General features: G+C 45.4%; 13 protein-coding genes and 2 pseudogenes. 14 read left to right on the top strand and 1 reads right to left on the bottom strand.

The window, feature by feature from the left end:
- The first annotated feature begins 337 nt into the window (after window positions 1–337).
- The 13 genes from OU997_RS16475 (at window position 338) to OU997_RS16415 (ending at window position 11,435) form a co-directional block, all read left to right on the top strand.
- The gene (locus tag OU997_RS16475; RefSeq protein ID WP_267807603.1) at window positions 338–772 is read left to right on the top strand and encodes a hypothetical protein; all 435 of its coding nucleotides are present in this window, start codon (window positions 338–340) and stop codon (window positions 770–772) included.
- Window positions 773–1,479: 707 nt separating this feature from the next.
- Complete coding sequence (locus tag OU997_RS16470; RefSeq protein ID WP_267807601.1) at window positions 1,480–1,932, top strand: hypothetical protein; 453 nt, start codon at window positions 1,480–1,482, stop codon at window positions 1,930–1,932.
- A 97-nt stretch (window positions 1,933–2,029) separates the two neighbouring features.
- Window positions 2,030–2,446, top strand: a complete 417-nt coding sequence (locus OU997_RS16465) for a bleomycin resistance protein (RefSeq protein WP_267807599.1) — start codon at window positions 2,030–2,032, stop codon at window positions 2,444–2,446.
- A 91-nt stretch (window positions 2,447–2,537) separates the two neighbouring features.
- Complete coding sequence (locus OU997_RS16460) at window positions 2,538–2,984, top strand: hypothetical protein (protein ID WP_267807598.1); 447 nt, start codon at window positions 2,538–2,540, stop codon at window positions 2,982–2,984.
- 91 nt (window positions 2,985–3,075) lie between these two features.
- Window positions 3,076–3,507 (top strand): hypothetical protein, encoded by a 432-nt coding sequence (locus OU997_RS16455; protein ID WP_267807596.1) that lies wholly within the window; start codon window positions 3,076–3,078, stop codon window positions 3,505–3,507.
- Window positions 3,508–4,304: 797 nt separating this feature from the next.
- The gene (locus tag OU997_RS16450; protein ID WP_267807595.1) at window positions 4,305–4,682 is read left to right on the top strand and encodes a DUF7674 family protein; all 378 of its coding nucleotides are present in this window, start codon (window positions 4,305–4,307) and stop codon (window positions 4,680–4,682) included.
- Between the two features lie 846 nt (window positions 4,683–5,528).
- Window positions 5,529–5,891 carry a hypothetical protein gene (locus OU997_RS16445; RefSeq protein ID WP_267807594.1) on the top strand — a complete coding sequence of 121 codons (363 nt, stop codon included), beginning with the start codon at window positions 5,529–5,531 and terminating at the stop codon, window positions 5,889–5,891.
- A 96-nt stretch (window positions 5,892–5,987) separates the two neighbouring features.
- Window positions 5,988–6,344, top strand: coding sequence for a hypothetical protein (locus tag OU997_RS16440; RefSeq protein WP_267807592.1), 357 nt, complete (start codon window positions 5,988–5,990; stop codon window positions 6,342–6,344).
- 511 nt (window positions 6,345–6,855) lie between these two features.
- The gene (locus tag OU997_RS16435) at window positions 6,856–7,326 is read left to right on the top strand and encodes a hypothetical protein (protein WP_267807590.1); all 471 of its coding nucleotides are present in this window, start codon (window positions 6,856–6,858) and stop codon (window positions 7,324–7,326) included.
- A gap of 792 nt (window positions 7,327–8,118) precedes the next feature.
- A complete protein-coding gene (locus tag OU997_RS16430) occupies window positions 8,119–8,547 on the top strand; it encodes a hypothetical protein (RefSeq protein WP_267807588.1) in 429 nt (142 codons plus the stop codon).
- Between the two features lie 866 nt (window positions 8,548–9,413).
- Window positions 9,414–9,809 (top strand): DUF6713 family protein, encoded by a 396-nt coding sequence (locus OU997_RS16425; RefSeq protein WP_267807586.1) that lies wholly within the window; start codon window positions 9,414–9,416, stop codon window positions 9,807–9,809.
- A 124-nt stretch (window positions 9,810–9,933) separates the two neighbouring features.
- On the top strand, window positions 9,934–10,350 hold the full coding sequence (locus tag OU997_RS16420; protein WP_267807584.1) for a bleomycin resistance protein: 417 nt from the start codon (window positions 9,934–9,936) through the stop codon (window positions 10,348–10,350).
- Window positions 10,351–10,991: 641 nt separating this feature from the next.
- A complete protein-coding gene (locus tag OU997_RS16415; protein WP_267807582.1) occupies window positions 10,992–11,435 on the top strand; it encodes a hypothetical protein in 444 nt (147 codons plus the stop codon).
- A gap of 672 nt (window positions 11,436–12,107) precedes the next feature.
- Here the strand turns inward: OU997_RS16415 and OU997_RS16410 are convergent.
- Window positions 12,108–12,562: pseudogene (locus OU997_RS16410) on the bottom strand (transposase); the annotation flags it as partial.
- Here OU997_RS16410 and OU997_RS16405 point away from each other — a divergent pair.
- Window positions 12,554–12,778, top strand: a pseudogene (locus OU997_RS16405) (tyrosine-type recombinase/integrase); the annotation flags it as partial. The pseudogenes OU997_RS16410 and OU997_RS16405 sit on opposite strands and share 9 nt — an antisense overlap.

Raw genomic sequence — 12,778 nt, 5'->3', positions numbered from 1 at the left:
AGCCAATCGCTTTCAGCTTGTTTGGTTTTTAATCGCGTACATCCGCAATATCGCTCCACTGCTTTAGGCTTCACACAATTTCGAAAATTGTGTTTACTGAACCATCGCCGCCACCATCGGGGCACGTCTAAATTGCGGTTCGCCAGCAACATCGAAACATTGGATTTATCGCGTTTCGCCAGGTATTTCGCGCAACGCGTTACAAGCAGGAATGTGGTGCTTCAAATTATGCGTACATCCGAGCGTCTAACAATTGGTTCAAATCGCTCGCTGTGCTCGCTGGGACGGGCTAAAGCCCGCCCCTTAACCAAACGTTAGAGGTCAAAAGGAGTTTACCTTGGAAGCAACAAAAAAAGACAAGTACATTTCCGCAGCAACCCCAATTATAATTTTCGCCTCCGGCGCTATCGCCCCATGGGCAATGTTAATAACCCCAATAGCTCTTTATTTCATTTATAGGAAAATCGCTGCCAGCCAAGCACAATTGACGGCATTAAAAATATTCGACCTTTCTATTTCCTTGCTAGCCCTAGCATTCACTCTTGGCTTGTTAAATTCGGCTTTATTAATTGTCGCTCACGATGGCGAATTCACTATTCCACTTGTATCAAGCGGACTATCAAAATACATAATTGCAATTAGCCTGCTCGGTTACTACTTGGTTTACCTAATAATTTTCATCATATATTCATTCCGCCAAATAGTCGCTTCACCTTTTCTTTCATTCAAAATCTTTGAATCCCTTAGAGGAAAGCGTGCAATTGCCCTCTAACAACTGGTTCAAACCGTTCGCTACGCTCACTGGGACGGGCTAAAGCCCGCCCCTTAACCAAACGTTAGCCAATCGCTTTCAGCTTGTTTGGTTTCTAATCGCGTACATCAGCAATATCGCTCCAATGCTTTAGGCTTCACACAGTTTCAATTTTTGTGTTTACTGAACCATCGCCGCCACCATCGGGGCACGTCTAAATTGCGGTTCGCCAGCAACATCGAAACATTGTATTTATCGCGTTTCGCCAGGGATTTCGCGCAACGCGTTACAAGCAGGAATGTGGTGCTTCAAATTATGCGTACATCCGAGCGTCTAACAATTGGTTCAAATCGCTCGCTGCGCTCGCTGGGACGGGCTAAAGCCCGCCCCTTAACCAAACGTTAGCTAACCGCATTCTGCTTAATGGTTTTTACACCGCGTACATCCGCAATATCGCTCTACTGCTTTAGGCTTCACACAGTTTCAATTTTTGTGTTTACTGAACCATCGCCTCCGCCATCGGGGCACGTTGAAATTGCAGTTCGCCAGCAACATCGAAACATTGGATTTATCGCGTTTCGCCAAGTATTTCGCGCAACGCGTTACAAGCAGGAATGTGGTGCTTCAAATTATGCGTACATCCGAGCGTCTAACAATTGGTTCAAATCGCTCGCTACGCTCGCTGGGACGGGCTAAAGCCCGCCCCTTAACCAAACGTTAGCCCTCATATGAATATCACAGTGCCAACTTTTGAATTTGTACCACTTCATAGCTTTGGTCCTGCAGTTCTCGGCGCATCACGCGCAGAAATTCGAACTGCATTTTTGCGCGAGGGATTCCCTTTAGAGGACTCTCTCGGATCATCGGATTATTTCTGCGATGCATCTATCCAGGTTGAGTACAATCCAAGCGAGCAAGCCAACTTCATTGGTGTTTCTTCCAGCCCACGCTTTGCAGCCCATATATACGGACTCGACGTCTTCGACATAGATGCTTCTGAACTATTCGCCATAATTACAAGACACGACAACTCAGGCGCGCATATGTTTGATGAATATGAGTATTTATTCCCCAATCAGCTGGTATCCCTTTGGGACGCTGATCAGCAATATGATCGCAAGGGAAATGAACGTCGAGTCATCTGGGCCCAGGTTGGTATTCGTGGTACCCAACATTGCTGACATCTGCGGCAAGGGCTAACAACTGGTTCAAATCGCTCGCTTCGCTCACTGGGACGGGCTAAAGCCCGCCCCTTAACCAAACGTTAGGTATTACACGATGACCTATTGGAATCCTCTTGTTCCTGAATTGACCGTTTCGAACGTGGATGTTTCTCTGGGTTTTTACCTTGCCGCGGGCTTCCAAAGCCGATTCAGACGCTCATCCCCTGAGTTTGTTTACATTGAACTGGGTCATGCTCAACTAATGCTTGAGGAAGACCATCCGGACAACTGGAAAACTGCCGATCTAAATCCGCCCTATGGCCGTGGAGTAAACTTTCAAGTTGAAGTAGAAAGCATTAGTACAATTTTGGAAAATTTTATAAATAGTGGAATTTCACTATTTCGAGAGCCTACAGAGTCTTGGTATGAAACATCTCCTAGCACCGAAGAAGGACAGATAGAATTTTTATCTCAAGATCCAGATGGGTATCTCATGCGTTTCGTAGAAATCCTTGGAAAAAGGTGCAAGTAATACCTAACTAGTGGTTCAAGTCGCTCGCTTCGCTCACTGGGACGGGCTAAAGCCCGCCCCTTAACCAAACGTTAGGAAACACAAGGACGTCATGCGCTACCCTACTAATGAAAAACAGGCAGCTTTATTTTGCGTATTTATAAGCATTCTAGTTGCAGCTACAATTTCTCCATCAGGCTCATATTTTTTTGAAAATTTTATTTATTTCTGGCTACCCCAAGCTGGGGTATTCTTAATTCCTGCAATAATATACTCACGTCCAGCTGTTATCTCCGGTGCAGCATTAGTTTTAGCTTTGTATCTTGCAGCATTCAACTCATGGAATGTTTCTAATGGCCCAGAATCTCTGACATGGCTTGGCTATTTGTTTTCCTTGCCTGGAGCCGCTATTGGGGCCGGAGCAGGTGCGCTATATTTAAAAAGCAAGACTAATAACAAGCCAATTTACGTTGGCGCGGCCATTGCCGTGAGTACATTTATCGGCCTTGCCATTAATCAAACATTTGTATGCAGCACAGTAATGCACTGTGGCTTCTAATAGCGTTTCCTAACAAGTGGTTCAAATCGTTCGCTTCGCTCACTGGGACGGGCTAAAGCCCGCCCCTTAACCAAACGTTAGGTATCACCCCATGCTTATCTTGCGCCGGGTCATCCTTTCAATACTGCTCGTGTCTTTTCTATTGGCTGCCGCATTCCCTGGAATTGTTTATATCATCGGCATATACAGAGTTGACGGCCGCCCAGTCCCTGCAAATCCTGAGAACTACAGTCAGGAGGTCATTGATAAAGTATGGAGCCAATGCAGCGAGAAGCTGCCTGTCACTGTTAAACCTACCAACCCGTGGGCTGTAGCGAGTAAGTTTCTCTTTGGCAATCCAATGCGTACGACACCAGGAGAACGCGCCGCATGGAGAATTGCGAGCACCTATAATGCTGCTCATCGTATGGGCAACAATACTTGGTGGCACACGTCTGGCGCGGCACTAACCATCTGGGTTACTCGCCAGTGGTCTGCTCAACAAATTGCGGCAACTCTGGTGAGGGACAACTTGTGCAAGTGAAACCTAACTAGTGGTTCAAGCCGTTCGCTTCGCTCACTGGGACGGGCTAAAGCCCGCCCCTTAACCAAACGTTAGGTTCATTCATGGCTAGAAGTGCGCGTCTTCAGAAAAAGCTTTTATCTAATGCACTAATAACTGTTGCAGAAGACACAGTCACGGACAGCGAAAATCTGAATAAACTTTGGAACTTAAAACAAGGCGAGAGTATCCTTTTGAACTCTCACATTCTTAAGTCACAACCGCTCGTAAAGTATGGGCTTGAGTACCACGTAGTCCGCGGACCTATTCCAGAACACTGGCTACATCGTGTGTTCGACGCGAAAGAATTAGAAGTTTTCTTCATAGCAAAAAATCATGAAACCATCTGTCATTCATGGCTAATATTCGATGACGAATAAACCTAACAAGTGGTTCAAATCGTTCGCTTCGCTCACTGGGACGGGCTAAAGCCCGCCCCTTAACCAAACGTTAGCCAATCGCTTTCAGCTTGTTTGGTTTCTAATCGCGTACATCAGCAATATCGCTCCAATGCTTTAGGCTTCACACAGTTTCAATTTTTGTGTTTACTGAACCATCGCCGCCACCATCGGGGCACGTCTAAATTGCGGTTCGCCAGCAACATCGAAACATTGGATTTATCGCGCTTCGCAGGTTTATCGCGTAATGCGTTACAAGCAGGAATGTGGTGCTTCAATTTATGCGTACATCCGAGCGTCTAACAATTGGTTCAAATCGCTCGCTGTGCTCGCTGGGACGGGCTAAAGCCCGCCCCTTAACCAAACGTTAGAGCTAAAAGCATGGAAGCAATCCTAAACCTATACAATTCGGTCAGATCACATTTCCCTGAAATCACAGCTAAAGCTGATCGTGAGCACGTCCGGCTTTGGGACGAATTAGACCCTGAACTTGCATATTCTTGGTTTCAGAGCCTTGCTAATGCACTCAATACAGAGATGTGCAAAGGCATAAATCCCAATAGTCATGCAGCGCTTTTCATATTCATCAGCAATAACCTTGAGAACTGCACAAAAGAAATCCATACCTGCATTGATGTTTCATTCACTGAGAACTTGTTCTGGCAGGTTCCAGGTGAGAAGGCAGCGCCCTACTGGCACGCCTTACCTGATCCACTCAAAGAGCTATATTTAGGTTTCCATCGCCGTGCACCGCTCTAACAATTGGTTCAAGGCCACTCGCTTCGCTCGCTCGGGACCGGCTAAAGCCGGCCCCTTAACCAAACGTTAGGGCCAATAATGGGTAGCGCAATAATATTCATTGTCTTTGTGGCAATTGCACTACTAATACCGTTTCTGTTAGTAGTTATTGTAATTAAGCTTACGCAAACAAAAAGACCGACGGGCTACTACAGAAATTACATACTCCTGGCCAGTGGCGCACTAATCGTCGCTGTAGCCATACAGCACCTATTTAGCCAAATTATTTCAGGCGAAATATATTTCAAACCAAGAGGAGCAAGCACTGCATTTATAGCGTCAATAGAAAATGAACCTGTGCAGTTTGCATTTTTATCTGCACTGTACATTGCATTCTGTGGCTTACTAACTATTGCGCTATTCAAAGCGCATCGCGCACTACAAAAGCATCTCGCAAAAGGCCCTAACTAGTGCTTCAAGTCGTTCGCTTCGCTCACTGGGACGGGCTAAAGCCCGCCCCTTAACCAAACGTTAGCCAATCGCTTTCAGCTTGTTTGGTTTCTAATCGCGTACATCAGCAATATCGCTCCACTGCTTTAGGCTTCACACAGTTTCAAAATTTGTGTTTACTGAACCATCGCCGCCACCATCGGGGCACGTCTAAATTGCGGTTCGCCAGCAACATCGAAACATTGGATTTATCGCGTTTCGCCAGGGATTTCGCGCAACGCGTTACAAGCAGGAATGTGGTGCTTCAAATTATGCGTACATCCGAGCGTCTAACAATTGGTTCAAATCGCTCGCTGCGCTCGCTGGGACGGGCTAAAGCCCGCCCCTTAACCAAACGTTAGACACAACAAGGAAGTTATGCGTAAGTCCATCAATATCGCAATCGTAGTCGTAATCTCGATAGCCCATTACTCAATCATGGGTTACTTGGGTTATGACCCTGCGCCTGAGTATGAAAATTTAATGGCTTGGTCTTTTGCCCTCATGGTTGCGTTGTGGTGCCTCGATGACGCAAAGAAATACAATTTCCATCGTCCTTATGAGTTCGGCGCTTTTATTTTCTTCCTCTGGCCCATTGTATTGCCTGCGTATCTCATCCATACGCGAGGCTGGCGAGGTGCGCTATTATTTTTGGCCTTCCTATTTATAGCGCTGTTGCCTTACATTTCCGGCTGGGTTTCCTATTACGCAAGCCCTGCTTACAGCGAGTATGGTGTCTAACAATAGGTTCAAATCGTTCGCTTCGCTCACTGGGACGGGCTAAAGCCCGCCCCTTAACCAAACGTTAGAAGCCGTCGCATGGAATCCGAGAATCCCATGATCGCTCGCCCCAAATTCGTTGGTTACAGCCTGCTATCTTTAGTCATGCCATTAGATATTTGGGCTTTATCAGGCGTCATATCGAGAAGCATTGAAAACTCTTTATTCATTGCACTTCTCTGCATTCCTGCCAGCTATTTTGTAGTCAAGTGCCTTTCAACAGAAAAGCAGGATATCTCCGAACTCATCAGTCTTCGCGAAGCACGTATCATTTATTCCACCTGTATCATCGGTGCCTTAGCTGCATGGTTCTGGTCCGGTTTTCTATTTGCCCTTCCAGGATTTCTAGCTGCACTATTCTTATCAATACGCGAACATAAAATCAGGAAAATTGTGCGAGGCGTCAGCTTCTAACTACTGGTTCAAGTCGCTCGCTTCGCTCACTCGGGACCGGCTAAAGCCGGCCCCTTAACCAAACGTTAGGTAATACATATGAAGTGTCCAATATGTACCGGACCTCTCCAAGAAATTGAAGTAGCACCATGCTATGACTGCGGCCATGAAACTAATGAACTGGAAGATCTCAAAAAAGAAGAGCATGAATACTATTTATTTGAGTTATGGGCTACCGAAATAGCGCTTTGTGATTTTTGCGATTCAGACTTCGGCTCTTACTTTCCTAGGTACTTTGGGCTACCTGACAATGCTTCAACAGACTATCCATTAAAGCTCATAAAAAAGATTGAGGCTCATGAAACCGTTCGTGACTTGTACTGCGAAAAATGTAAGCATCGACTAGCCTTTTTGAAATTCTTAGAAAGTGCACGCAGCCATAATAAAACCTAACAATTGGTTCAAATCGCTCGCTGTGCTCGCTGGGACGGGCTAAAGCCCGCCCCTTAACCAAACGTTAGGCATTCTTCGAATGATTTCTTCAGCTCACATTTGCTACGAATCCAGTGAAGCTCACGTAGAACTACAATCAATTGCTGAGCAGGTTGAAAGCAATACGAATTGGAAGACTATTTCCACCGAATGGAGTGGCTTCGGTGTAGTTGTACCGCAGCTAATGGTTCTAACACCCATCCCTTTTATAATTCAAATCGAAAACGATCCAGAGTGGGTGCCAGAAGAAAATAGAGAATTCGCTGAGTGGGCAGGTCTAAGCGAAAATGACGAGTTATATCGTAAGCTGTCGCGTTGTGATGCAAGGCTTGCCATTCAATCAACAGCCCCAGACCAAATCACTCTTACAGGCCAGGAGATGATCGTCTTTGCCTTTGGCGATACCGTTGACCCCAAGAACAATGAGATATCAGAAGTATTAAAAATAATCGGCAAAAAAATATCGGGCGTTCTGAATGACTGTGTTAATGATGAGCTTTTACAGTACTAAGTTATCATGCCTAACAAGACGCTCAAATCGCTCACTTCGTTCGCTGGGACGGGCTAAAGCCCGCCCCTTAGCTTAATCGTTAGAAGCGGCTATAAATTTGGCGGTATTAATATGCAAGGAAGCATCAAAATCATGTCAAAGTCTCACAATCGCAGTATCCAGTCATATACTTTCATTTTGCAAAACGAACTGAATCCCCTCCTCTTCGGCTCGCAAAATGACTGACATCCGTTCTCTTTTGGGTCGGCACTCGCGTCCCTTCATCGGCGCACAACGCTTTGCTTGCAAGATTTTGCTTTATCGGCAAACGTCAGCACGTTCGTTGCCCACTATTTTGGTTCGACTTAAGGTAAAGTTTTCGTCGCTTACAAAATCAATGTCCGACTTGCCACCGCGTCTAACTACAAGTTCAAGTCGTTCGCTTCGCTCACTAGGACGGGCTAAAGCCCGCCTCTTAACTTAACGTTAGACAATTCACTTTGAAAGTTTGTTTTTTGCACCGCGTCAAACCGCTGCCCCGCTCCACTGCTTTAGGCTTCACACAACTTCAAAATTTGTGTTTACTGAACCATCGCCGCCACAATCGGGGCACATTGAAATTGCGGTTCGCCAGCAACATCGAAACATTGGATTTATCGCGTTTCGCCAGTAATTTCGCGTAGCGCGTTACAAGCAGGAATGCGGTGCTTCAAATTATGCGTACATCCGAGCGTCTAACAATTGGTTCAAATCGCTCGCTGCGCTCGCTGGGACGGGCTAAAGCCCGCCCCTTAACCAAACGTTAGCGCCATAATGAAATCAAAACTCAATACTGCCGCAATATTGCCCACACTGATTTTCTGCACATTTTCAGTCGCTGCTGATGTGCAGAGCCTTGAAAATCCCGAGCTGAAGTCATTTGAATTTCTTGGTTGTAGCGGCGACTGGACTGAAGAAAATCATGAGCCTGAAATTTGGAAGATGGGATCGAACAACGGACTAACATTTCTAGTCCGTCACCCATCCACATGCGGAGCAGATGCAGGCGAAAAGCCCGCGTTCACAATTGAGTCTGGCACTTTGAATTTAACTTATGAACCATACTCGACAATTGGCATGTACGCATCTTGCGAATGTGAGTTCTGGGCAAAGTTCACATTTGCACAAGACCTACCTACGGTTAAATCAGCCACTTTCAATAAAGAAAAGTCTCGTCTTAAAGGTGAGTGGCCAGAGCGCTAACAACTGGTTCAAATCGTTCGCTTCGCTCACTGGGACGGGCTAAAGCCCGCCCCTTAACCAAACGTTAGGTTCATTCATGGCTAGAAGTGTGCGTCTTCAGAAAAAGCTTTTATCTAATGCACTAATAACTGTTGCAGAAGACACAGTCACGGACAGCGAAACTCTGAATAAACTTTGGAACTTAAAACAAGGCGAGAGTATCCTTTTGAACTCTCACATTCTTAAGTCACAACCGCTCGTAAAGTATGGGCTTGAGTACCACGTAGTCCGCGGACCTATTCCAGAACACTGGCTACATCGTGTGTTCGACGCGAAAGAATTAGAAGTTTTCTTCATAGCAAAAAATCATGAAACCATCTGTCATTCATGGCTAATATTCGATGACGAATAAACCTAACAAGTGGTTCAAATCGTTCGCTTCGCTCACTGGGACGGGCTAAAGCCCGCCCCTTAACCAAACGTTAGAAGCGGCTATAAATTTGGCGGTATTAATATGCAAGGAAGCATCAAAATTATGTCAAAGTCTCACAATCGCAGTATCCAGTCATATACTTTCATTTTGCAAAACGAGTTGAATCTCCTCCTCTTCGGCTCGCAAAATGACTGACATCCGTTCTCTTTTTGGTCGGCACTCGCGTCCCTTCATCGGCGCACAACACTTTGCTTGCAAGATTTTGCTTTATCGGCAAACGTCAGCACGTTCGTTGCCCACCATTTTGGTTCGACTTAAGGTAAAGTTTTCGTCGCTTACCATATCAATGTCCGACTTGCCACCGCGTCTAACTACAAGTTCAAGTCGTTCGCTTCGCTCACTAGGACGGGCTAAAGCCCGCCCCTTAACTTAACGTTATGCGTGAGGTGCAACCATGAAAGATAAAGTTCTCTATCTAGCCGTAGCTATGTTCTTTACTCATGAACTAGATGCAATGCGTAATAATGAGTGGCTTGTTCTACCTCTCACAAGTTGGCTCCCTAGTGAGCATGGTGAAATTGTATTTATTTGGGCTCACATCCCAATTTTTGCTTTGCTGGTCGCGGCTCTATCGAGTTCAAACATGAGTATCCGCCAAAATACTCAACTCGGATTTTCAATATTTATTGTTATTCATGGTTTTCTTCACGCAGCATTTATGCAGCATGCAAAATATGAGTTTGAGTCATTAACGTCTAATATACTTATCTTTGGCGGATCAATTTTAGGCGCGCTATACATTGCACTAAACCAGCGTGGCTCAATAAGTAAAATACCTGATCAACCATAAATTAAAAACATAAAAGTAAATCACAAACTTATCGCGCAAAGCATAACAACTGGTTCAAATCGTTCGCTGCGCTCACTGGGACGGGCTAAAGCCCGCCCCTTAACCAAACGTTAGGTATTACACGATGACCTATTGGAATCCTCTTGTTCCTGAATTGACCGTTTCGAACGTGGATGTTTCTCTGGGTTTTTACCTTGCCGCGGGCTTCCAAATCCGATTCAGACGCTCATCCCCTGAGTTTGTTTACATTGAACTGGGTCATGCTCAACTAATGCTTGAGGAAGACCATCCGGACAACTGGAAAACTGCCGATCTAAATCCGCCCTATGGCCGTGGAGTAAACTTTCAAGTTGAAGTAGAAAGCATTAGTACAATTTTGGAAAATTTTATAAATAGTGGAATTTCACTATTTCGAGAGCCTACAGAGTCTTGGTATGAAACATCTCCTAGCACCGAAGAAGGACAGATAGAATTTTTAGCTCAAGATCCAGATGGGTATCTCATGCGTTTCGTAGAAATCCTTGGAAAAAGGTGCAAGTAATACCTAACTAGTGGTTCAAGTCGCTCGCTTCGCTCACTGGGACGGGCTAAAGCCCGCCCCTTAACCAAACGTTAGAGGAAATCATGTTTCGAATTTTTACTATTGCCCTTCTGCTCTGTTCATTTTCTGTAAATGCGGAAAATTTGTGCACAAAAGATTTTGAGGAATACCTTGTAAAATTTCAAGAAAATGCACAATTCCAGAAAGAGCATATGCAGTTTCCACTTAATTACTCATACATAAATACTGAGACCGAACCAGAACCAGCAACTATTAATTTAATAGTATCAAGCCTCGAAGAGGCTAACACTAAGCAGATCCGCTCTTTTCCAAGTAAAAAAGAAATAAAGTCAGTGCCTTTAATTAGGCAAATAACCTCCTCAGATCACGCATCATATACTGTAAAGTTTACAAAGCCAGATACGGACTACATCTTTGAATTTAATTTTATACAGAAGAATACTTGCTGGTATCTTACAGATGTTAATAATTTCTCATTATGAAATTTAAAACTCCCAACAAGAGGCAATCGCGCGATTAACCTCTAACAACTGGTTCAAATCGTTCGCTTTGCTCACTGGGACGGGCTAAAGCCCACCCCTTAACCAAACGTTAGGTGAATAGACAGTTAGAGACCTCAAATGATATTTCTTGATCGTAACAAAAAAGTATTAATACCAATTAATTCAGGCGTGTTTGAGCTGTCACAGTTCAAGTCTCAAAAGAAATTAAATAATGAAAATGTTGGCTATTTGATCCTTTACCCATCAGGCGAGGTAAAGCGCATTTCGAAAATATCAGTTCTTGGTTCTCATGGTGATACTGTTTGGCAAAAAATATTTAGCATACTTAACACCACAAATCGTATTGAAATTCATCTTGATAAACAAGATATAGATATTGGTACGTTAAAGTCGGAAATCATTGAATACTTAAGAAATGATTATTGTAGTGCCGACCCTTTTTTACCACAATCAAGAGGTTTAGATGCCGCAATTAATGGAATCATCGCAGCAGTTACTTTCCAGGATCTCTACCACTCACTAGAAGTTCCAGCAGAAGAAGACTGCCTAGATGTACTATGAGGCCTCACCTAACAACAGGTTCAAACCGTTCACTTCGCTCACTGGGACGGGCTAAAGCACGCCCTTAACCAAACGTTAGGCACAATCAATAATAAATTAGGCTTGCCAAGAATATCGGAAAGAATTCGAGGTGTGACTCTGCCAAAAGATGGCGTGATATACGCATGTGATTATGATGAAGTGTTTAAAATAGTATTCGGCAATTTATCCGAGCCCTAAATTTTAGATAATGACCCTTATGAATTTCTAGAAAAACCACCGCACTCACTAGGGATTTCCAATTATCCACCGCCCCTAGAATCAAACGGAAATTCTATCTCATACAAGTTTTATTCTGCTGCTGATTTCGTTGTGGTAAGTTACGAAATACTTGGCACAACAGGTGAGTTAGAGTTTCGAACATATTCAGGTGATTGGTTTGCGGCATCTTTCCCCAAGTGCGACAAGTACTTAATGCTGGCTGAGCCATACAGTTTCGAGCTATATGTAATAGAGGGATCAAATGCCTAACAACTGGTATATGGACTCTCCTCCGCAAGTAGTGAGCAAAGCTTTTCTTTTGCACTTGTCGTCAGCGCGATTGCATTCGTATATCCGGCCTGTTTTGGGCTGTTCTGCCCTGGCCATTCTGTAGTTCGCGCAGCGGGGGCCAAGCGTTCAATCGATCACGCGGATCAGCAACGTGCGCACGTAGGTGTTGCCCTGCCGGCTGATATGCACCAGTTTGCGGCGCTCGCCGCTGCGGTGTTCTCTCGGGCTCATGCCCAGCCAGGCGCTGAGCTGGCGGCCATTGGTAAAGCGTTCCGGGCGGCCTACTGCGGTTTTCAGCGCACTCGCTGTCAGCAGGCCGACGCCGCTGACTTCGTCGAGTCTGCGTACGATCTCGTCGTAGGCATGCCAGCTGCGCTTCGCACTCGTGCATCGACTGCTCGTACAGGTTGATCGACCTGCAGCGCCCCACGCAAGACACAGACTTCCGGGCGCTCCAGGAACTCACCAGCTGCCCGCAAGAAAGCGGCTGTGCTGGCCGGCGCTTCGGTGCCCATCTCACGGAAGATCCCGCGCAGCTGGTTGATCTACTGAGTACGGGACTTCTTCCACATCTCGCGCAGGTTATGCAGCTGCTGCGCATGCTACGTCATACCTTTGCCAGCCACTTCATTATGAACGACGGACATTTCCTGACCTTAAAGGAGGTGCTGGGGCATTCGTCGCTGACCATTACCATGCGCTATGCCCACTTGTCCCCTTCCCATCTGCGTGGTGCGCTGCGTCTCAACCCGCTGGATGGTTTCGACACTTCTTCGACACACGAAAAACAGCGCGAAATAAACTTCTTATAA

The organism is Pseudomonas sp. SL4(2022), from assembly GCF_026625725.1.
In the GTDB taxonomy this organism is placed as follows: Bacteria; Pseudomonadota; Gammaproteobacteria; order Pseudomonadales; family Pseudomonadaceae; genus Aquipseudomonas.
The sequence above is the reverse complement of the archived record's forward strand: the minus strand, read 5'-3'. Positions and strand labels throughout refer to the sequence as shown.